22 protein-coding genes, 1 rRNA gene and 2 other annotated features are annotated in these 20,856 nt (G+C 38.2%); all 23 genes read left to right on the top strand.

Annotation, left to right across the window (positions count from 1 at the left end):
• The first annotated feature begins 90 nt into the window (after positions 1–90).
• Positions 91–206, top strand: a 5S ribosomal RNA gene (rrf, locus tag AC6HVZ_RS13370).
• Positions 207–587: 381 nt separating this feature from the next.
• Positions 588–1,286: an MgtC/SapB family protein gene (locus AC6HVZ_RS13365; protein WP_497558669.1), complete on the top strand. Its 699-nt coding sequence runs from the start codon at positions 588–590 to the stop codon at positions 1,284–1,286.
• 723 nt (positions 1,287–2,009) lie between these two features.
• A complete protein-coding gene (locus AC6HVZ_RS13360) occupies positions 2,010–2,477 on the top strand; it encodes a CtsR family transcriptional regulator (RefSeq protein ID WP_497558668.1) in 468 nt (155 codons plus the stop codon).
• A gap of 15 nt (positions 2,478–2,492) precedes the next feature.
• Positions 2,493–3,041, top strand: coding sequence for a protein-arginine kinase activator protein McsA (mcsA, locus tag AC6HVZ_RS13355; protein ID WP_497558667.1), 549 nt, complete (start codon positions 2,493–2,495; stop codon positions 3,039–3,041).
• A complete protein-coding gene (gene mcsB / locus AC6HVZ_RS13350; protein WP_497558666.1) occupies positions 3,038–4,102 on the top strand; it encodes a protein-arginine kinase McsB in 1,065 nt (354 codons plus the stop codon). The genes mcsA and mcsB overlap by 4 nt, the downstream gene beginning before the upstream one ends.
• A 17-nt stretch (positions 4,103–4,119) precedes the next feature.
• The gene (gene clpC / locus AC6HVZ_RS13345) at positions 4,120–6,546 is read left to right on the top strand and encodes an ATP-dependent protease ATP-binding subunit ClpC (protein ID WP_497558665.1); all 2,427 of its coding nucleotides are present in this window, start codon (positions 4,120–4,122) and stop codon (positions 6,544–6,546) included.
• A 207-nt stretch (positions 6,547–6,753) separates the two neighbouring features.
• Entirely contained in the window at positions 6,754–8,127 is a 1,374-nt protein-coding gene (gene radA / locus AC6HVZ_RS13340; protein ID WP_497558664.1) for a DNA repair protein RadA, read from the top strand.
• A gap of 177 nt (positions 8,128–8,304) precedes the next feature.
• The gene (locus AC6HVZ_RS13335) at positions 8,305–9,399 is read left to right on the top strand and encodes a PIN/TRAM domain-containing protein (protein WP_497558663.1); all 1,095 of its coding nucleotides are present in this window, start codon (positions 8,305–8,307) and stop codon (positions 9,397–9,399) included.
• A 127-nt stretch (positions 9,400–9,526) separates the two neighbouring features.
• Positions 9,527–10,996 (top strand): glutamate--tRNA ligase, encoded by a 1,470-nt coding sequence (gene gltX / locus AC6HVZ_RS13330; protein WP_497558662.1) that lies wholly within the window; start codon positions 9,527–9,529, stop codon positions 10,994–10,996.
• Positions 10,997–11,040: 44 nt separating this feature from the next.
• Positions 11,041–11,262, top strand: a binding site (T-box leader).
• Positions 11,263–11,341: 79 nt separating this feature from the next.
• The gene (cysE, locus tag AC6HVZ_RS13325; RefSeq protein WP_497558661.1) at positions 11,342–12,010 is read left to right on the top strand and encodes a serine O-acetyltransferase; all 669 of its coding nucleotides are present in this window, start codon (positions 11,342–11,344) and stop codon (positions 12,008–12,010) included.
• A complete protein-coding gene (gene cysS, locus AC6HVZ_RS13320) occupies positions 11,991–13,391 on the top strand; it encodes a cysteine--tRNA ligase (protein WP_497558660.1) in 1,401 nt (466 codons plus the stop codon). The genes cysE and cysS overlap by 20 nt, the downstream gene beginning before the upstream one ends.
• Position 13,392: 1 nt before the next feature.
• A complete protein-coding gene (locus AC6HVZ_RS13315; RefSeq protein ID WP_497558659.1) occupies positions 13,393–13,791 on the top strand; it encodes a Mini-ribonuclease 3 in 399 nt (132 codons plus the stop codon).
• A gap of 1 nt (position 13,792) precedes the next feature.
• Entirely contained in the window at positions 13,793–14,536 is a 744-nt protein-coding gene (rlmB, locus tag AC6HVZ_RS13310) for a 23S rRNA (guanosine(2251)-2'-O)-methyltransferase RlmB (RefSeq protein ID WP_497558658.1), read from the top strand.
• 2 nt (positions 14,537–14,538) lie between these two features.
• Complete coding sequence (locus AC6HVZ_RS13305; protein WP_497558657.1) at positions 14,539–15,048, top strand: NYN domain-containing protein; 510 nt, start codon at positions 14,539–14,541, stop codon at positions 15,046–15,048.
• Between the two features lie 111 nt (positions 15,049–15,159).
• Complete coding sequence (sigH, locus tag AC6HVZ_RS13300; protein WP_497558656.1) at positions 15,160–15,810, top strand: RNA polymerase sporulation sigma factor SigH; 651 nt, start codon at positions 15,160–15,162, stop codon at positions 15,808–15,810.
• A gap of 298 nt (positions 15,811–16,108) precedes the next feature.
• Complete coding sequence (gene rpmG, locus AC6HVZ_RS13295; protein WP_497558655.1) at positions 16,109–16,258, top strand: 50S ribosomal protein L33; 150 nt, start codon at positions 16,109–16,111, stop codon at positions 16,256–16,258.
• 36 nt (positions 16,259–16,294) lie between these two features.
• Positions 16,295–16,462: a preprotein translocase subunit SecE gene (gene secE / locus AC6HVZ_RS13290; protein WP_497558654.1), complete on the top strand. Its 168-nt coding sequence runs from the start codon at positions 16,295–16,297 to the stop codon at positions 16,460–16,462.
• A 374-nt stretch (positions 16,463–16,836) separates the two neighbouring features.
• On the top strand, positions 16,837–17,373 hold the full coding sequence (gene nusG, locus AC6HVZ_RS13285) for a transcription termination/antitermination protein NusG (RefSeq protein WP_497558653.1): 537 nt from the start codon (positions 16,837–16,839) through the stop codon (positions 17,371–17,373).
• Between the two features lie 151 nt (positions 17,374–17,524).
• Positions 17,525–17,950, top strand: coding sequence for a 50S ribosomal protein L11 (rplK, locus tag AC6HVZ_RS13280; protein ID WP_497558652.1), 426 nt, complete (start codon positions 17,525–17,527; stop codon positions 17,948–17,950).
• Positions 17,951–18,187: 237 nt separating this feature from the next.
• The gene (gene rplA / locus AC6HVZ_RS13275) at positions 18,188–18,880 is read left to right on the top strand and encodes a 50S ribosomal protein L1 (RefSeq protein ID WP_497558651.1); all 693 of its coding nucleotides are present in this window, start codon (positions 18,188–18,190) and stop codon (positions 18,878–18,880) included.
• 48 nt (positions 18,881–18,928) lie between these two features.
• Positions 18,929–19,078 (top strand) — a sequence feature (ribosomal protein L10 leader region).
• A 61-nt stretch (positions 19,079–19,139) separates the two neighbouring features.
• Positions 19,140–19,640: a 50S ribosomal protein L10 gene (gene rplJ / locus AC6HVZ_RS13270; protein WP_497558650.1), complete on the top strand. Its 501-nt coding sequence runs from the start codon at positions 19,140–19,142 to the stop codon at positions 19,638–19,640.
• A gap of 69 nt (positions 19,641–19,709) precedes the next feature.
• The gene (gene rplL / locus AC6HVZ_RS13265; protein WP_497558649.1) at positions 19,710–20,075 is read left to right on the top strand and encodes a 50S ribosomal protein L7/L12; all 366 of its coding nucleotides are present in this window, start codon (positions 19,710–19,712) and stop codon (positions 20,073–20,075) included.
• A gap of 151 nt (positions 20,076–20,226) precedes the next feature.
• A complete protein-coding gene (locus AC6HVZ_RS13260) occupies positions 20,227–20,838 on the top strand; it encodes a class I SAM-dependent methyltransferase (protein WP_497558648.1) in 612 nt (203 codons plus the stop codon).
• The last annotated feature ends 18 nt before the right edge of the window (positions 20,839–20,856 follow it).

The raw sequence follows: 20,856 nt of genomic DNA, 5'->3' as shown, positions 1-20,856 counted from the left end.
TCTTATTTAGTTTTTAGGGTATAAACTAAAAACACTTGCATTTTTTAAGTGAAATGCATATAATATATCTTGTCCTTGTTTTTAGGAATGTCTGGCAGCAATAGCGAAGAGGTCACACCTGTTCCCATCCCGAACACAGAAGTTAAGCTCTCCAGCGCCGATGGTAGTTGGGGCTTTGCCCCTGCAAGAGTAGGACGCCGCCAGGCTTAAAACTTAATTGAAAAAGGCTAAGAAGCATATATTGCTTCTTAGCCTTTTTCTATTTCTACCAAAGTTTAAAAGGAATTACCAAACCATTCACGATCCAATTGAAATAAATTTAAATTTATCTATTATTGGTATTTTTCATTTATTTCATCACCGCATTAAACTTATATAGTTACCTTTTGATATTTTACAGGTGAAATCCTGCTATTTAAGTTTAAAGTTGTGAGGTGGATGCAGTACATAGGATAAAAAACTTATATCATTTATAATTAAAAAGGTATTTCATATATATAAATAGAGTAGTGAAATCACTTTTACTATAATTTTTTTTGAATCTGCTGTAATATAGGAAAATATAGACTAAAAAGGAGGTGTGGGAAATGGGTGCTTTTTTTGATCAATTCATTGGGGATGATTTTTTTATAATTATGACTCGTGTGCTGATTGCTCTAATCTTATCAGGATTAATTGGCTTTGAACGTGAATTAAAAAATCACTCAGCTGGTTTTCGTACACACATTCTTGTTGGTGTTGGAGCTTGCTTAATGATACTGATGTCATTATATGGATTTGAGACATTTATTGAAACATATGATAATGTTCGTTTTGATCCTGCTAGAATACCATCATATGTAATTAGTGGGATAGGCTTTCTTGGTGCTGGTACGATCATTGTTTACGGTGGAACAATTCGTGGCTTGACTACCGCTGCTTCTATCTGGACCGTTGCTGGAATTGGATTAGTTGTTGGTGCAGGAATGTATGCAGCAGCAGTTTTTACAACATTAGTCATCTTGCTAAGCTTAATTTTTCTTAATAATTTTGAAAAACTGTTTACCAGGGGGAGAATTACGAACAATGTAATAGAAATTGTTGCATTACCAGAGCTGAAAATTAATAATATAGTAGCAATTTTTGAAGCGTATCATTTAACTATAAAAAAAGTCGAAATTATAAAAGTAGAAAATAACGTACGAAATATTTTTATTAAAATTGAGCGAAAGAAAGATTTGGATCGTGTATCTTTGTTTGGGGAAATTTCTAGAATTGATCATGTAAAGAATATTTCCGAATTATAACTGTGTGAAAAACCGTATGAAAAGCTTGGCTTATCATCAGGCTTTCTTCCTCCCTAGGAAACTTCAACATTCAAATGCGATGGATAACTTAGGTTCTTGATTAGCTACTTCCAGCTTCAGATCCAGCGCTAAAGCGACTAGCAGATCTTTTGGTAGGGCAAGTAACCGCAGTCTTAGACTTCACAATCCTCCACTATGATATAGAAGGCTTGCTGATCGGCAAACAGTGGCTTAGTCGCACTAATATCCTTGTGGTGAAAGTCAACATCGGCTCGTACCTCACCGTGATTCCTTTTAAATGAACTTGCTTTCGTCCTTAAAGGGGAAAGTTTAGTAAATTTTATCACGCATTAACGGGCTGTAATACCCCCACCTCCAAGCGTGAGAAATCCCAAACGTGAAGGTGGGGGAGGAAGGGAAACCCTCACTGAATGAAGTTTCACTTTATACTCTGGAGTGCATCTCATTGCGAGTCTTTTGGTGGGACGAACATAATGCAGTTCCGGATTGCTCCAATTCGTACGTTGCTAAACCGGTGCTCTTATGCTATTGTCCATCAAATCTATAAAGTTAGATTTTTACCATGTTTTTTTTTTCTATTTTTTGTCTAAAATATATTTATCTGACCAACTTGTTTGCATCTTACATAAATTGAAGTATAATAAAAATAAAGTCAAAGATAGTCAAAGTCAAAGGCTTATAACATAAAGGGGAGGTGACTCCTTGAGTAATATTTCAGATGTAATTGAAAAATATTTAAAAAAGATTTTACAAGCTAAAGGTCAAAATGTAATCGAAATTAAGCGTAGTGAAATAGCTGATCAATTTCAGTGTGTTCCCTCACAAATTAATTATGTGATTAACACAAGGTTTACTGTGGAAAAGGGGTATATAGTAGAAAGCAAACGTGGTGGTGGTGGGTATATTCGAATCATGCGTGTCATATATCAGGATAAATCTGAGCTCATTGATGAGATTATCCGAATGGTAAACCCTAAAGTGACCCAGCAAGCATCCATTGATGTACTTGAGCGGCTTTTGGAAGAAGAAATTATTACCGAACGAGAAGCGAAGATAATTCTAAGTGCAATTGGCAGGAATACGTTAGCGTTTCAGCTTCCACTCCGTGATGAGGTTCGTGCACGCATATTAACAGCGATGCTAACAGCCCTAAAATATCTAAACAAATAAAGGGGGTAAAACAAAATGAAATGTCAAGAATGCCAAGAGCGGCCAGCTACACTTCATTTTACCCAAGTAATTAATGGTAACAAAGCGGAAGTTCATGTTTGTGAGGTTTGTGCAAAGGAAAAAGGCTATATGATGTATCCGGAGGAAGGATACTCTCTTCATAATTTGCTCTCAGGACTATTTAGCTTTGATTCTGCAAAAGTGGGAAGTCATCATGATAATACATTTAAACAAGTACATGAGCTTCAATGTCCAAAATGCGAAATGACATTTTCAGAATTTAAACGGGTTGGTAAATTTGGTTGTGCTTCTTGTTATGAAACATTTTCCGAACGACTTGATCCGATATTTCGCCGAGTACATTCGGGAAATACCAAACATTTTGGTAAAATTCCTAAACGTAAAGGCGGAATTTTGCATGAAAGGAAACAACTGGAAGATTACAAAGTTCAGTTGCAACGTTTAATTGAATCGGAAGCCTTTGAAAAAGCAGCACAGGTAAGAGATAAAATAAAGGAATTGGAAAATCGAAAGGGAGATTTGGAAGCGGGTGATAATTCATGACATTACAGCACTTTATGAATGAAGCGATAAGTCCATGGATGCGTGAGGAAGGACCAGACAGTGATATTGTTTTAAGTAGTCGAATACGTCTTGCCAGGAACTTCTCGGAGGTTTCTTATCCGATATTGGCTGATCTGGAAAAACTGGAAGAAATTCGTGCCTTTTTTAAGAAAGAATATGAACATCGGTCATTCCATGATTATAAGGATTTTGCATTTATTCCCATTAGTGAATTAACGACAGTTGAAAAACGAGTTTTAGTTGAGAAGCACTTGATCAGTCCGCATTTAGCGAAGCATGCACAAGCGGCAGCAACACTGATATCAAAAAATGAACAGGTGTCTGTCATGATTAATGAGGAGGACCATATTCGTATTCAACTATATTTTCCTGGATTTCAATTAAGTAAGGCATTAAAAAAAGCATTTGAGTTTGATGATTGGTTAGAGGAGAAAATTAATTATGCTTTTGATGAAACAAGAGGATATTTAACGAGTTGTCCAACGAATGTTGGTACAGGCATGCGCGCCTCGGTTATGATGCATCTCCCAGCACTTGCAATGACGAAACAAATCAATCGAATGATTCCTGCTATTAACCAATTAGGACTTGTTGTTCGTGGTATTTATGGAGAAGGTAGCGAAGCATTGGGTAGTATTTTTCAAATCTCAAATCAAATTACACTTGGAAAGTCTGAAGAGGATATAATAGACGATTTAGAAAGTGTTGTTAGACAATTAATTGGTCATGAAAGAAAAGCACGAACTTATTTAATGGAGCAATCGAGTACAACGTTAGAGGATCGAATTTTTCGTTCCTATGGTGTTTTGGAATATAGCCGGATCATTGAATCAAAAGAAGCTGCGAGGTGTTTATCCAATGTCCGGTTAGGAATTGATCTGGGACTCATTAAAAATACTTCTCGAAATATACTTAATGAACTGATGGTTCTTACACAGCCAGGATTCTTGCAGCAATATGCAAAGAAAACATTAACAGCAAACGAACGCGATATGCTTCGTGCGACTTTAATACGGGAACGATTACAATTGGAGAAATAGATAGGAGGAAATTCTTTATGATGTTTGGACGTTTTACAGAAAGAGCACAAAAGGTGTTGGCATTATCACAAGAGGAAGCAGTCCGATTAGGCCATAATAATATTGGTACGGAGCATATTCTATTGGGACTTGTACGTGAGGGAGAAGGAATTGCTGCCAAAGCATTGCAGTCTTTAGGTCTTGAGGTACCAAAAATCCAAGAGGAAGTTGAGAAACTTATCGGTGTAGGTAAACAGCCAATGCAATCCATTCATTATACACCGCGTGCTAAGAAGGTGGTTGAATTATCCCAGGATGAAGCAAGAAAGCTTGGCCACTCTTATGTTGGTACAGAGCATATTTTACTCGGGTTAATTCGTGAGGGCGAAGGTGTTGCTGCACGTGTCTTAAATAATCTTGGAGTTAGTTTAAATAAAGCCAGACAGCAGGTGCTGCAACTTTTAGGCAGTAATGAATCACAGGCTGGCAGGCAGGGTCGTGGACAACAGACAAGTGCAAATACACCGACACTTGATTCTTTGGCAAGAGATTTAACTGTCAGTGCAAAAGAAGGAAATATCGATCCAGTTATTGGCCGCAGTAAGGAAATTGAACGGGTTATTCAAGTGTTAAGTAGACGCAGAAAGAATAACCCAGTTTTAATTGGGGAGCCAGGTGTTGGTAAAACAGCTGTTGCAGAAGGATTGGCGCAGCAAATTATTAATAACGAGGTTCCGGAAACATTACGAGATAAACGTGTGATGACACTTGATATGGGAACAGTAGTTGCAGGCACTAAATACCGCGGGGAATTTGAAGACCGCCTCAAAAAAGTGATGGAGGAAATTCGCCAGGCGGGTAATATTATTCTGTTTATTGATGAATTGCATACATTAATTGGTGCCGGTGGTGCAGAAGGAGCGATTGATGCATCAAATATTTTAAAACCATCTCTTTCCCGTGGTGAGTTGCAATGTATCGGGGCAACTACATTAGATGAATATCGTAAATATATTGAAAAGGATGCAGCACTCGAACGCAGATTTCAGCCAATTCAAGTAGATGAACCAACACTGGAGGAAACGATCCAAATTCTAAATGGTTTGCGTGATCGTTATGAGGCACATCATCGTGTAACAATTACAGACGATGCTATTGAAGCGGCAACTAATCTTTCCAACCGCTATATTACAGATCGTTTTCTGCCAGATAAAGCAATTGATCTCATTGATGAAGCAGGGTCAAAGGTTCGCTTGCGTTCCTACACTGTTCCACCAAACCTGAAAGAACTGGAACAAAAACTGGAAGAAGTGCGTAAAGAAAAAGATGCAGCAGTACAAAGTCAGGAATTTGAAAAAGCAGCTTCTTTGCGTGATTCGGAGCAGCGTCTGCGTGAGGAATTAGAAGAAACAAAAAATGATTGGAAGGAAAAGCAGGGTCAAACGGATTCAGAAGTAACGGTGGAGGATATTGCCAGTGTTGTTTCTATTTGGACCGGGGTACCAGTCTCCAAGCTTACAAAGGATGAAAGTGATCGGTTGTTAAACATGGAAGAGACTTTGCATCATCGGCTAATTGGTCAGGAAGAGGCTGTTAATGCAGTATCTAAGGCGATTCGTAGAGCCCGCGCTGGATTAAAGGATCCTAAGCGTCCAATCGGCTCTTTCATTTTCCTTGGTCCAACAGGTGTCGGTAAAACAGAGCTTGCCCGTGCGCTGGCAGAAGTAATGTTTGGTGATGAGGATGCCATGATCCGGATTGATATGTCTGAATATATGGAGAAGCATGCTACATCGCGCCTTGTTGGTTCACCTCCAGGTTATGTGGGATATGAAGAAGGTGGCCAGCTTACGGAAAAGGTACGCACAAAGCCTTATTCGGTTGTATTACTTGACGAAGTTGAAAAAGCACATCCAGAAGTATTTAATATTTTGCTGCAAGTATTGGAGGATGGCAGGTTAACAGACTCCAAAGGTCGTGTGGTAGATTTCCGAAATACCGTAATGATCATGACATCAAACGTTGGAGCAAGTGAGTTAAAACGTAATAAATTCGTTGGGTTCAATCTTGATGAAGAAGGTCAGGAATATAGTGACATGAAGAAAAAAGTGATGGATGAACTGAAAAAGGCATTCCGTCCGGAGTTTTTAAACCGGATTGATGAGACAATTGTTTTCCATTCACTTGAGAAGAAACATATGAAGGATATTGTTGTTCTGATGATTGAACAGTTAAAACGCAGATTAAGGGATCAGGAAATCGAATTATCATTAACCGACAAAGCCATTGAAAAGATTGCGAATGAAGGATTTGATCCGGAATACGGGGCACGCCCATTAAGAAGATCCATTCAGAAAAATATAGAAGATTTATTGTCAGAGGAAATGCTTAAAGAGACCATTGCAAAAGGCCAAAAAGTAAAAGTTGGGCTTAATAATAAGGGAGAGTTTATTGTACTTTCATAGAAAAGTGGATATTACTGAATATTTCTGCTTAAAAGCTAGAAGAGACCAATCTTCTAGCTTTTTTCAAAAAATTTAAAAACCCCTTATCATGGCAATATGTAATTGTGGCATGAATATGGAAATATTTTAAGCAAATTGATAGAGTCCTGTAACTTTTAACGCTTCAAAATCGTATATAATAGAGATATAAAGAAGGGATAGAGAAATGTGGCAAAACGTAAAACGAAGTATGTGTGCCAAGAATGTGGATACGAATCTGCTAAATGGATGGGAAAATGTCCGGGCTGCAATCAATGGAATACATTAGTCGAAGAAATCGAAGCATTGAATGTACGGAACAAGCATACATTTAATGTGGGTTCAAAATCAGCCGGAAAGCCGGAAAAAATCACATCCATTGAATCACAGAAAGAACCACGTGTAACGACCTCGATGAAGGAGTTTAATCGTGTACTTGGTGGTGGAATTGTCCCTGGGTCACTCGTTTTAATTGGTGGAGATCCCGGTATTGGTAAATCAACCTTACTCCTGCAAATATCCTCCCAATTAGCTGAAAAACAACTGCCAGTTCTGTATATTTCAGGGGAGGAATCTACCCGTCAAACAAAGCTTAGAGCAGATAGGCTTGGGGTAAAAGCTGATTTATTATATGTTTTGTCGGAAACCAATTTATTCGATATTGCCAAGCAAATTGAAGAAGTTCGACCATCATTTGTTGTCATTGATTCGATTCAGACCATTTTTCGTGAGGAGGTTTCCAGTGCTCCAGGAAGTGTGTCACAGGTTAGGGAATGTACGAGTGAACTGATGAAAATAGCCAAAACAAATGGAATTCCGATCTTCATTGTGGGTCATGTAACGAAAGAGGGAGCGATTGCTGGTCCGAGACTTCTAGAGCATATGGTGGATGCGGTGCTCTATTTCGAAGGGGAAAGACATCATACTTATCGTATTCTACGTGGTGTAAAGAACCGGTTTGGCAGCACGAACGAAATGGGTATTTTCGAAATGAAGGAAGAGGGACTTCGTGAAGTATTGAACCCTTCCGAGATATTTTTAGAGGAACGCTCACAGGGGGCTGCAGGCTCTACTGTTGTTGCATCAATGGAAGGTACAAGGCCTGTGCTTGTAGAGATTCAAGCATTAATTTCACCATCCAGCTTCGGGAATCCGCGGAGGATGGCTACAGGGATTGATGCGAATCGTGTGCCATTACTAATGGCAGTGCTGGAAAAAAGGGTAGGATTAATGCTACAAAATCAGGATGCTTACATTAAGGTTGCGGGTGGTGTGAAGCTTGATGAACCAGCAATTGATTTAGCGATAGCCGTAAGCATTGCTTCAAGCTTTCGTAATCAGCCAACGAAGCCTGATGATATTTTCGTAGGTGAAGTGGGTTTAACGGGGGAGATCAGACGGGTATCCCGGATTGAACAACGTGTACAGGAAGCAGCTAAGCTTGGATTTAAACGGGTTATTTGTCCAGAGAAAAACTTGGATGGCTGGCAGGTTCCGAAAAGCATTCAGGTTATCGGTGTGAATACAGTACAGGAAGCATTGGATGCAGGGCTAAAAAGATAATAAATCGGGCAGCTTTATTTGATATTCAAAAACGATTATGGTAGAATGATATGTTTTACGAATTGAATGTTTCCTGTAGCTATGCTATGCTTTATTTGAAATCATAGTCTATTTCTTATTTTTATGGGATTATTTTTGGTTTTAAAAGGTAATAATAAAGGTTAGGAGGTGACAGTGGTGCTAAAAAAGATTGTACATTTATTTTTTCTTATTTTGGGTGGTACCATTGGGTATTTATATGTACCAGATATTATAAATTTATTAGATTTTACTGATGCAAAATGGGTAGCATCCCCGTATTTAGGCTTATTAATTGGGGTAATTATATTTTTTATTTTTACTTATTGGCTGGCAGATTATATTGTTGGATTCTTACGATGGGTGGAAGAAGCACTTATAAGATTACCAGCTATGGATTTATTCTTTGGGAGTATCGGTTTAATTGTTGGACTAGTAATCGCCTATTTTATTAATATGCCACTGCAGGATATTAATATCGAAATTGTTTCACAGCTATTACCACTTTTTATTATGATTTTATTAGGTTACTTTGGATTTCAAGTTGGTTTTAGACGTAGAGAAGAATTCAGTAATTTTTTAAATATAAATAAAAAGGACCGGGATAAACGAAAAGTTGCAGCAGAAGATCCGGAACAAAGCCAACCGAAGGCGAAAATATTGGATACGAGTGTTATTATTGATGGACGAATTGCGGATATATGCCAGACTAATTTTCTGGAAGGAACACTGGTTATTCCGCAGTTTGTCTTAGGAGAATTGCAGCATATTGCTGATTCATCAGATGCTTTAAAACGTAATAGAGGTCGCCGGGGACTGGATGTGCTAAATCGTATTCAGAAGGAACTACCTGTTAAAGTAGAAATTTACGAAGGCGATTTTGAGGAAATTCATGAAGTTGATAGTAAGCTGATTAAATTAGCCAAAGTAATTAATGGTATTGTTGTTACGAATGATTTTAATTTAAATAAGGTTTGTGATCTGCAAGGGGTCAGTGTGTTGAACATTAATGATCTGGCAAACGCAGTAAAACCTGTTGTTTTACCCGGAGAAGAATTAATGGTACAGGTAATCAAGGATGGAAAAGAGCATAATCAGGGTATTGCTTATTTAGATGATGGTACAATGATTGTGGTAGAAGAAGGCAGAGATTATATCGGCAAAACAATTGAAGTGTTAATTACGAGTGTATTGCAAACCTCGGCAGGCAGAATGATTTTCGCAAAACCAAAATTACTTGAAAAAGCACAATAAAAAGGGTATAACTTATAGAGGATATAGTAAAAAGTGATAACGAAATAAGTTATCACTTTTTGTTACATGAGGGATAAAAGAAAAAACACTGAATAGATATGTTAAAAGCTAGAGAGGAGCTCATATTATGACGAAAGAAGTCCGTGTAAGATATGCACCTAGCCCAACAGGTCATTTGCACATTGGGAACGCAAGGACGGCATTATTTAATTATTTATATGCAAAGCATTTCGATGGTAAATTTATTATTCGTATTGAGGATACCGATGACAAACGAAATGTGGAAGGCGGCGAAGAAAGTCAGCTTACATTTTTAAACTGGCTTGGTATCGAGTGGGATGAAGGTGCAGATGTTGGTGGACAGTATGGTCCGTATCGCCAAACAGAACGGCTTGAAATCTACAATAAGTATGTTGAAGAATTGCTTGAAAGAAATCTTGCCTACAAATGCTATGTGACAGAAGAGGAATTAGAAGCAGAACGCGAGGAGCAGCGTGCGAACGGACAAGTTCCAAAATATTCGGGAGCCCATCGTAATCTGACTTCTGAACAAATCGCTGCATTCGAAGCAGAAGGACGTAAACCTAGTATTCGCTTACGTGTCCCTGAAAATCATACCTATACATTTGATGATCTGGTACGTGGGAAAATCAGCTTTGAATCAAGTGACTTTGGCGACTGGGTGATTGTAAAGAAAAACGGTATCCCGACCTATAATTTTGCAGTGGCGATTGATGATCATATGATGCAAATCAGTCATGTTCTGCGTGGAGAAGAGCATATTTCAAATACACCAAAACAAATGATGGTCTATAATGCATTTGACTGGGAAGTACCTACCTTTGGTCATATGACATTAATTTTAAATGAAGAACGCAAGAAACTAAGTAAGCGTGATCAGCATATTTTACAATTTATTGAGCAATATCGTAACTTAGGTTATCTACCTGAGGCGCTATTTAATTTTATTACGTTACTTGGCTGGTCTCCAGTTGGGGAAGAAGAAATCTTTGATAAAAAGACATTAATTGAGATATTTGATCCTGAACGTCTTTCAACTTCAGCGGCAATTTTTGATCGCCATAAGCTTAAGTGGATGAACAATGAGTATATTAAAGCTTCTGAGCTTGAGAAGGTTATTGATCTAGCAATGCCGCACTTAATTGAAGCGGGTAAACTACCAGAGAATATGGATGAGGAACAAAGGAATTGGGCAGAAAACGTCATTGCCCTGTACCGGGAACAAATGAGATATGGTGCAGAGATTGTCGAATTAACAGAGATGTTCTTTAATAAAGAGATTACATTTGATGAGGATTCTATGGTTGTGCTACGTGAAGAACAGGTGCCAGAAGTCCTGCAGGTTTTTGCAGATAAGCTGATTCATTTGGATGACTTTACAAAAGAATCAATTAAAGCACAGTTTAAAGCAACACAAAAAGAAACCGGGCATAGAGGAAAAAAATTATTTATGCCAATTCGTATTGCTACAACTGGTCAAAAACATGGACCAGAATTGCCTTTTGCAATAGAACTATTAGGTAAAGAAGTAATTCTTGAGCGCCTGGATAAAGTTTTAAAACAATTAGGAGCTTAATTAATTCACAAACAACACAGAATGTAATATAGTAATAATACGAATCTTGAACGTTGAAGAGGAAAAGTAGAAAACGAATGTTTTACGATAAGAGAGAATCACCACCGGCTGAAAGTGATTTTAAAGCATCGTTTTTGAAGTGCCCCTCGGAGTCCGTTATGGAAATACAGTACATAACGGCGGTACTCTACCGTTAAAGGAGCACGAGTTGGGAGGGTAATCCCCTCCAAACAGAGTGGAACCGCGCAAAAGGAAGCGTCTCTGTGTATTTATTGCACAGAGACGCTTTTTATTTCTTCTTTAAGAATATCTGCTATATAAATCCAAGTAGGGGGAGGTATACGAATGGGATTTATAAAACGAATGAAAGAAGATATGGATGTTGTGTTTGAACAAGACCCTGCAGCACGAACCTATATGGAAGTATTTCTTACGTATTCCGGTCTGCATTCGATTTGGTTTCACCGGATTGCGCATGCTTTTTATAAGAAAAAATTATTTTTTATTGCACGAGTTATTTCACAAGTAAGCCGATTTTTCACTGGTATTGAAATCCATCCAGGAGCAATCATTGGCAGACGCTTCTTTATCGATCACGGGATGGGCGTAGTTATCGGGGAAACTTGCGAAATCGGTGATAATGTCACTGTATTTCAAGGTGTCACATTAGGTGGAACTGGAAAGGAAAAGGGCAAACGGCATCCTACGATTAAGGATAATGCGCTTATATCTACAGGTGCAAAGGTACTCGGTTCGATTACGATTGGGGAAAGCGCAAAGGTTGGTGGTGGATCGGTTGTATTGAAGGATGTTCCGGCCCACTCCACGGTTGTTGGTATCCCGGGTAGAGTAGTGAAGCAAAATGGGGAGAAAGTAAGAAGAGACTTAGATCATCATAAAATACCTGATCCGGTTGCTGATTGTTGCGCACACTTACAACAGGAAATTGATGAATTAAGAGTAGAAATTGCAAAGCTGAAAGAGGGTAAAGCATATGTCGATAACAGTCTATAACACATTAACTCGTAAAAAGGAAGAATTCAGACCACTGCAAGAGGGAAAAGTCAGCATGTATGTTTGTGGACCGACAGTATATAATTATATTCATATTGGGAATGCCCGCCCTGCAATTGTGTTTGATTCGGTACGCAGGTATTTTGAATACAAAGGGTTTACTGTTGATTATGTATTAAATTTTACCGATGTAGACGATAAAATTATTAAAACTGCAAAGGAATTGAAAGAAGAGGTTCCAGCAATTGCAAATCGGTTTATTGATGCTTATTTAGAGGATGTAGGGGCATTAGGTGTCAAAACAGCAACGCATAATCCGCGTGTAACGGATACGATGGATGACATTATCCGTTTTGTTGATACACTTATCGAAAAGGGCTATGCCTATCAAGTGGATGGAGATGTTTATTTTAAACCACGTTCATTTAATGATTACGGGAAACTATCCCATCAATCTATTGATGAATTACGCTCTGGTGCAAGAATTCAAATTGGCGAGAAAAAAGAAGATCCACTTGATTTTGCTTTATGGAAAAAAGCAAAGGATGGAGAAATTGCGTGGGATTCCCCATGGGGAAAAGGGAGACCTGGCTGGCATATTGAATGCTCAGCGATGGCTAAGAAATATCTTGGTGAAACCATTGATATTCATGCGGGTGGACAGGATTTAACGTTTCCCCATCACGAAAATGAAATTGCTCAATCGGAAGCAATGAATGGAAAACCCTTTGCAAACTATTGGATGCATAATGGGTATATTAATATTGATAATGAAAAAATGTCAAAATCACTGGGGAATTTTGTCTTAACAAGGGACTTAATTGAACATCATGATCCGCATGTCCTGCGTTTCTTCATGCTTAGTGTCCATTATCGTAACCCAATTAATTTTACCGAGGAATTATTGGAGGGGGCTCAGAACAGTTTAAATCGCATCAAAACAGCCTATTTAAATTTAGAGCACCGAAAGGATACAAGCATGAATTTAGCTAAGGATACGGATAAATGGATAGAGAAAGTAAATGCTTTTAAAGGACAATTTGAAAAAGAAATGGATGACGATTTTAACACTGCAAATGCCATTTCTGTTTTATTTGATTTATCGAAAGAAGCGAATGTTTACTTGCAGTCTAAACAAACATCATCAAACGTAATCGAGGCATTCCAGGAGACGATTTCCACGCTGCTTTCTGTACTGGGAATTACGTTGCAGGAGGAGTTAGAACTTCTTGATGAAGAAATTGAATCATTAATTAAAGAGAGAGGCGAAGCAAGAAAAGACCGCAACTTTGCTCGGGCAGATGAAATAAGGGATATATTGAAAGGAAAAAATATCATTTTGGAAGATACAGCCCAAGGGGTTCGCTGGAAAAGGGGCTAATATGGAACTTAACGTAAAACAAATGAAAAGTTTAGCCCTCGCCTATATGGGGGATGCTGTATACGAATTACACGTACGTGAGTATTTGCTGCATACTGGTCAGGTGAAACCCAATCAGTTGCATAACCACGCAATTACTTTTGTAGCGGGAAAGGCACAAGCAGCTATTATATTATATTGGTTGGAAAAGGGATATCTTACGGAGGAAGAGGAGCGGATCGTTTTCAGGGGTAGAAATGCAAAATCCGGTTCTATCCCCAAAAACACAAGTGTACAAACATACCGCTACAGTACGGCTTTTGAAGCATTAATTGGCTATCACTATCTTTTAAATAATCAAAGGAGACTAACCGAGTTGCTACAAGCTGCTGTCAGGTTCATTGAGGAGAGGGATGTATAGCATGGATCCAGAAATGATTATTGGAAAAAACCCTGTTATAGAAGCATTGAAGTCGGGTCGCTCCGTTAACAAGGTTTTTGTAACGGAGCAATTAAATTCGAATACATATGCGAAGTTACACCAACTGGCTAAACAAGCTGGAACAATTGTTCAAAAAGTACCGAAAAGCAAATTGAATCAGCTTACCGATGGCAATCATCAAGGGGTTATCGCCTATGTTGCTTCCTATGAGTATACATCACTTGAGGAGTTGTTTGCTAAAGCCGAAGAAAAAGAAGAAGCACCCTTTTTTATTATATTGGACGGGCTGGAGGATCCACATAACTTGGGGTCTATTTTGCGGACAGCTGATGCTACTGGTGCTCATGGGGTAATTATTCCTAAAAGGCGTTCAGTTGGACTCACGTCTTCCGTTGCAAAAACTGCTGCAGGTGCAATGGAGCATATTCCGGTTGCCAGGGTAACCAATATTGCTAATACAATTGATGAATTAAAAGGACGCAATGTATGGATTGTAGGTACTGAAGCAGATGCAACAGAGGATTACCGTATGCTTGATGGTGAATTGCCGTTAGCTCTGGTAATTGGTAATGAGGGAAAAGGGATGAGTCGTCTAGTTAAGAGCAAATGTGATTGGACCCTCAGCCTGCCAATGAAAGGTCAGGTTTCATCGTTAAATGCATCTGTTGCATGCAGTTTATTACTATATGAAGTATATCGCAAAAGGTTTCCGCTTGGTGATTAATGATGATCGTTCTAGTAGTAGATGGTTATAATATAATCGGAGCATGGGACGAATTGCAGCGGCTGAAGGAAAAAGACATGGGTCAGGCTCGTGATCGCTTAATTGATTTGATGGCAGAATACCAGGCATATATAGGCCATCGAGTAATTATCGTATTTGATGCTTATTATGTACGTGGTATTGAAAATAAGTTAGAAACACGAAAAGTGGAAATTATTTTCACAAAGGAAAAGGAAACAGCTGATGAATGTATAGAAAAATTGGTCAAAAAAATAAAAAATGTACGCACCCAGGTTTATGTAGCAACCTCTGATTACGCAGAACAACGAACGATTTTTGGTCAGGGTGCATTACGTAAATCATCTCGTGAGCTTTTTGTTGAATTAAAAAATATTGAAAGAGAAATTGAAGAAACAATAAAAAGCCATCATAAGGTACAGCCTCAATCAAAGATTCACCTTGATCAGAATATACTTGAAACATTTGAAAAGTGGAGAAGAGGGGATAGATAACTTTTTCTCCTGATAATAAATGAAATCGCTTTTATATTGTATTGACGGGCTTGGTGGGCTTCTGTATAATGATTCTAAAGTGACTGCATTGTAGTCAGGGGGTCATTCTTGGTGATTGTCAAGCAATTAGAGGTAAAAAATGACAGCTTAAGTGAACATGCTGATGAAGAAATCATACAACTGTTTCATCAGGGAAACAGCCATGCGCTTGATTTTCTAATACAAAAGTATAGGAATTTTGTGTGGGCAAAAGCACGTACCTATTTTCTGATTGGTGCTGATAAAGAGGATATTATTCAAGAAGGAATGATTGGGCTTTATAAGGCAATCCGAGATTTTGACGGGGACAAGCTTTCTTCATTTAAGGCATTTGCAGAGCTATGTGTAACCAGGCAAATTATTACGGCAATTAAAGCAGCAACAAGGCAAAAGCATATTCCTCTGAATTCCTATGTATCATTGGATAAGCCGATTTATGATGAAGAATCAGACCGAACGTTGTTGGATGTGATTGCAGGATCACGGGCGATAGATCCACAAGAATTATTGGTGAACAGAGAAGAGTTCGTGGATATGGAATTAAAGTTATCTGAATTATTAAGCGAGTTAGAAAAGGAAGTTCTCCATTTATATTTGGATGGCCGTACATACCAAGAGATTTCTATTGCATTAAAACGGCATGTGAAATCAATTGATAATGCACTTCAGCGTGTGAAACGAAAGCTGGAGCAATTGATGGAATCAATGAGAGAAAGCTACTAGGAATATCATGGATATCGGCTTTAGCGGTGGGAGTCTCATGTTGACATAGATGAACAACCATGCTACATTTATATTTGTTAAAATTCTATAAGTATTGGTTTAAAAAAAAGAGGAAAAAGGACACAATTTACTTCGAGCACTCGAAAGGCTATAAAATATGAATCGCACGAAGGAAAGGTGGTTTTTCCTTTCCAAACATTGGAACATATGCAATGAATATGTGAGAGTGCTAACGAAGAATTTCGATCTGCTCTATTTGCTGGAATTTTTGAATAACCTCTATAATTGGGGAGATATAATGAGTAAAAAAATCACTTTAGCGTGTACGGTTTGTTCAAATAGAAATTATTCTACTTCTAAAAATATATCCACAACACCTGTGCGGTTAGAGGTTCGCAAATTTTGTAAAGCATGTGGAGAGCACACACTGCACCGTGAGACAAAATAAATAGCGTATTTTCAGTTATGGTTTGGGGGTACAAGCATGTTCAAGTTTTTAAAAGACGTATCAAGAGAAATGAAAAAGGTCAGCTGGCCAAAAGGCAAGGAATTAACGAGCTATACGATTACCGTTCTTGTAACTGTAACGTTTGTAGCGGTGTTTTTCTTTCTGATAGATCTTGGAATTACCCAGGTTTTGAATTTACTTTAAGGTAATTAGTTGAATAATTATTACGTATTTATGCTATAATGAAAAATAATATCTTAAATTTAGAAAAACCCGGACTAACGGGTTTTTTAATATTGGGGTAATAATGATAAGTGGTATTGATCAAAAGGTTCTTTATAAAAGTTTCGGGAATACACTTCGTTCTCCCTAGCAAAATACTGGAACGGCGCATGCTCGCCGGTATGTTACGCCACTTTTTTATATCTAAAAAAAATGCCACTTTAGGGCGGAACGAGCGGTGCGTGGTCTAAACATGAAAAAGAGCAGTACATTATTCGAAAACGACTGTGTTAAACAACGATATAAAACAAAATTAATCAAAGGGAGGGAAGGGCAAATTACATTGTCCTATTTGCATGGAAAAAAATTGGTATGTCGTTCATACGTATTCCGGGTATGAAAACAAAGTAAAATTGAATTTAGATAAGCGTGTGGAAACAATGGGGATGGAAGATAAGATCTTCAGAGTTATCGTCCCAGAAGATGAAGAAACCGAGATTAAAAATGGAAAAAAGAAAGTGGTCAAAAAGAAATTTTTCCCTGGCTATGTATTAACAGAAATGATTATGACAGATGATTCCTGGTATGTCGTACGTAATACGCCGGGTGTTACGGGCTTTATTGGTTCAAGCGGTGGCGGAACGAAGCCGACCCCTTTGTTGCCTGAAGAAGCAGAAATGGTATTGAAGCGTATGGGTGTTAATGAATCTGTTGTTCAAGTCGATTTTGAGTTAAAAGAAAATGTCCGTGTCACGGAAGGTCCGTTTACTGATTTTGCAGGATCGATTGAACATATTGATGTTGATAAACAAAAAGTGAAGGTTCATGTTAATATGTTTGGCAGGGAAACACCTGTAGAGCTGGATTTTTCACAAGTTGAAAAGATAGGATAAAAAAATTCGGACAAAACCTTGCATTATTTTATTATTCATGCTAAAATTCTTTTGTTATTCATGCCCTCAAACTAGAGGAGCGAAAGTTAAATTTGAGTGGGAGGGGAAATACCCCTATTACCACATCACGGACTTTAAGGAGGTGTGTCTCGTGGCTAAAAAAGTAATCAAGTTAGTGAAATTGCAAATTCCGGCTGGGAAAGCTAATCCGGCACCACCAGTAGGGCCAGCGCTTGGTCAAGCAGGTGTTAATATCATGGGATTTTGTAAAGAATTCAATGCACGTACGCAAGAACAAGCGGGTATGATAATCCCTGTTGAAATTACGGTATTTGAAGACCGTTCATTTACATTTATTACAAAAACTCCACCTGCAGCTGTACTATTGAAAAAAGCAGCTGGTATTGAAACTGGATCAGGTGAGCCTAATCGTAATAAAGTCGCTACAGTAAAACGCGATAAAGTAAAAGAAATTGCAGAAACAAAAATGCCTGATTTAAACGCCGCTGATGTAGAAGCAGCGATGCGCATGGTTGAAGGAACTGCTCGCAGTATGGGTATCACAATCGAGGACTAATCTTTGATAGATATGCATCCAGCGTATTCGAAAAACGTTAATACGGTACAGGTTGCGATTGCTTGCCTACTCGCAACCTTTTTCGTGAAAGTGATATTCTGCGCTCGATGAGGTTAGGTTATGTCGATTTTTCCAATCGGACCGCTGACCATACCCTTTGGCATCTAGAAAAACGCATTAGCGTTTTTCTCAAGTGGGAGGTATTACCGTTATAACCACAATAGAGGAGGAAATAAAATGGCTAAAAAAGGAAAAAAATATCAAGAAGCATTAAAGCTTGTTGATCGTTCAAACATTTATGAGATAACAGAAGCAGTTGCTTTAGCAAAAGAAGCTGCAAAAGCGAATTTTGATGAAACAGTTGAAGCCGCATTCCGTTTGGGAGTAGATCCTAAGAAAGCAGACCAGCAAATTCGAGGTGCAATGGTACTTCCTCACGGTACTGGGAAAACACAACGTGTATTAGTTTTCGCAAAAGGTGAAAAAGCAAAAGAAGCTGAAGCAGCTGGAGCAGATTATGTTGGAGAATCTGATTATATCAACCAAATCAACCAGGGTTGGTTTGAATTTGATGTAATTGTTGCAACTCCAGACATGATGGCTGAAGTTGGTAAACTTGGTAGAGTGCTTGGACCAAAAGGACTTATGCCTAACCCTAAAACTGGGACAGTAACTTTTGAAATAGAAAAAGCTGTAAAAGATATAAAAGCTGGTAAAGTAGAGTATCGTGTAGATAAACAATCTAACATTCATGTTCCGATTGGCAAAATTTCATTTGATAATGAAAAATTAATCGAAAACTTTAAAGCTCTAACAGAACAACTTGTAAAAGTTAAGCCGCAAGCTTCAAAAGGAACATATATGAAGAATGTTTCGATATCTTCTACAATGGGACCGGGAATTAAAGTGGATGTTTCTGATTTTCGCTAATTAGGTATTGACTTTTCGGGATCCATTGGTTATACTGAATTTCGTTATATAAATGAATACGTTATACCGTAGACAGTAGGGGTGCGAATGCACTTAATATCCTGCCGAGGTGTTTATAAACAGATGCGATAATTCGTTTTGATTATCAATTATTATAAAGAGCCTCCATGTCTATATGGGGGCTTTTCTTATATGTCTATAATCCAGGAAGTCTAGGCTTTATGAAGCGGTATGATGAACTAAAGTAGGAGGTGGAATGATGTCTAGTATTATCGAAAAAAAGAAACAGATCGTTGAAGAAATTGCGGATAAGTTCCGTGCAAGTCAAACATCCGTGGTGGTTGATTACCGTGGTCTTGATGTTGCTGAAGTAACAGAATTGCGTAAACAGCTGCGTGAAGCAGGTATCGACTTCAAGGTGTATAAAAACACAATGACTCGTCGCGCGATTGAAGCTGCTGAATTAAGCGAACTAAATGACACATTAGTTGGACCAACTGCTGTTGCGTTTAGTAATGATGATATCGTAGCACCTGCAAGAATTATTAATGATTTTGCAAAGAAAAATGATGCACTTGAAATTAAGGGCGGAGTAATCGAAGGTGAAGTAGCAACACTTGATCAAATCAAAGAACTTGCCAGTCTTCCAAATTACGAAGGTATGGTTTCCATGCTGCTTAGCGTGCTTCAAGCACCTATTCGTAACTTTGCATATGCTGCAAAATCTGTTGCGGATCAAAAAGAAGAACAAGGTGCGTGAACGAACGCCCGTCTATTTTTAATAAAAGGTAACCATTAAAATTAAAAGGAAATTAGGAGGAAATATATCATGACTAAAGAACAAATCATTGATGCGATTAAAGAAATGTCAGTATTAGATTTAAATGATCTAGTTAAAGCAATTGAAGAAGAATTTGGAGTAACAGCTGCAGCACCTGTTGCAGTAGCAGGCGGCGCAGGAGCTGGAGAAGCTGCTGAAGAACAAACTGAATTTGATGTAGTACTTACGGGTGCTGGAGCATCAAAAATCAAAGTTGTTAAAGCGGTACGTGAAATCACCAGTCTTGGTCTTAAAGACGCAAAAGACATGGTTGATAATGCACCAAAAGCAATTAAAGAAGGCGTTTCAAAAGAAGAAGCTGAAGAAGTTAAAGCTAAACTTGAAGAAGCTGGCGCTGAAGTAGAAGTTAAGTAAGTTTTATGTATACTATCTGTGAGCTCGTCGTTTTGCGGCGGGCTCTTTATATCAAATGTGCTTAGCCTAGTTCCGGTTTTATGGTCGGTAGGAATCGAAAGTGTTGCAGGCTTTTCATATCTTCTAAAATTCTATTAAAAGTAGGTGCTAAATGTCTGAGCATTACTTTTCGCAAAAACCTCAATCTAAAAGTTCACCCAAGAAATGGATTTATCAGTTAAAAGGAAAACCATATACATTTACCAGTGATGTAGGTGTTTTTTCAAAAGATGAAGTGGATTTTGGTTCACGATTACTCATAGAAAAATTCAGGATGCCTGCAATTGCCGGTGATTTGTTGGATCTTGGCTGTGGTTATGGCCCTATTGGTATTTCTCTAGCAGATCGTCACGAGGAACGTAATATAGTGATGTCTGATATAAATGAGCGAGCATTAACATTAGCAAAGCAAAATGCAGAAGAAAATCATGTCGAAAACATTGAAATTATCCAAAGTGATCGATTGGTTAAATTAGGTAATCGCAAATTTGCGGCTATTCTAACAAACCCACCGATTAGAGCGGGAAAAAAAGTAGTTTATCAAATGTTTGAGGAATCCAAAGAAGCATTAATGGATCATGGGGAATTGTGGGTAGTTATTCAAAAGAAACAAGGCGCCCCATCCGCCAAAGAAAAAATGGAAGATTTATTTGGCGATGTTGAGGTAGTTGCAAGAAATAAAGGTTATTTTATACTCAGGGCTATTAAATATTTGACCGAGTAATATTCATGTGATAGTATA

Source organism: Oceanobacillus sp. NCCP-135 (genome assembly GCF_059698015.1).
This window is presented reverse-complemented; position numbering and strand designations above follow the sequence as displayed.

What these genes read in the sequence shown, in the direction of transcription:
- AC6HVZ_RS13365 (WP_497558669.1), top strand. Translation starts at nt 588, where the DNA reads ATGGGTGCTTTTTTTGATCAATTCATTGGGGATGATTTTTTTATAATT.
- mcsA (WP_497558667.1), top strand. Translation starts at nt 2,493, where the DNA reads ATGAAATGTCAAGAATGCCAAGAGCGGCCAGCTACACTTCATTTTACC.
- mcsB (WP_497558666.1), top strand. Translation starts at nt 3,038, where the DNA reads ATGACATTACAGCACTTTATGAATGAAGCGATAAGTCCATGGATGCGT.
- clpC (WP_497558665.1), top strand. Translation starts at nt 4,120, where the DNA reads ATGATGTTTGGACGTTTTACAGAAAGAGCACAAAAGGTGTTGGCATTA.
- gltX (WP_497558662.1), top strand. Translation starts at nt 9,527, where the DNA reads ATGACGAAAGAAGTCCGTGTAAGATATGCACCTAGCCCAACAGGTCAT.
- cysE (WP_497558661.1), top strand. Translation starts at nt 11,342, where the DNA reads ATGGGATTTATAAAACGAATGAAAGAAGATATGGATGTTGTGTTTGAA.
- cysS (WP_497558660.1), top strand. Translation starts at nt 11,991, where the DNA reads ATGTCGATAACAGTCTATAACACATTAACTCGTAAAAAGGAAGAATTC.
- AC6HVZ_RS13315 (WP_497558659.1), top strand. Translation starts at nt 13,393, where the DNA reads ATGGAACTTAACGTAAAACAAATGAAAAGTTTAGCCCTCGCCTATATG.
- rlmB (WP_497558658.1), top strand. Translation starts at nt 13,793, where the DNA reads ATGGATCCAGAAATGATTATTGGAAAAAACCCTGTTATAGAAGCATTG.
- AC6HVZ_RS13305 (WP_497558657.1), top strand. Translation starts at nt 14,539, where the DNA reads ATGATCGTTCTAGTAGTAGATGGTTATAATATAATCGGAGCATGGGAC.
- rpmG (WP_497558655.1), top strand. Translation starts at nt 16,109, where the DNA reads ATGAGTAAAAAAATCACTTTAGCGTGTACGGTTTGTTCAAATAGAAAT.
- secE (WP_497558654.1), top strand. Translation starts at nt 16,295, where the DNA reads ATGTTCAAGTTTTTAAAAGACGTATCAAGAGAAATGAAAAAGGTCAGC.
- nusG (WP_497558653.1), top strand. Translation starts at nt 16,837, where the DNA reads ATGGAAAAAAATTGGTATGTCGTTCATACGTATTCCGGGTATGAAAAC.
- rplA (WP_497558651.1), top strand. Translation starts at nt 18,188, where the DNA reads ATGGCTAAAAAAGGAAAAAAATATCAAGAAGCATTAAAGCTTGTTGAT.
- rplJ (WP_497558650.1), top strand. Translation starts at nt 19,140, where the DNA reads ATGTCTAGTATTATCGAAAAAAAGAAACAGATCGTTGAAGAAATTGCG.
- rplL (WP_497558649.1), top strand. Translation starts at nt 19,710, where the DNA reads ATGACTAAAGAACAAATCATTGATGCGATTAAAGAAATGTCAGTATTA.
- AC6HVZ_RS13260 (WP_497558648.1), top strand. Translation starts at nt 20,227, where the DNA reads ATGTCTGAGCATTACTTTTCGCAAAAACCTCAATCTAAAAGTTCACCC.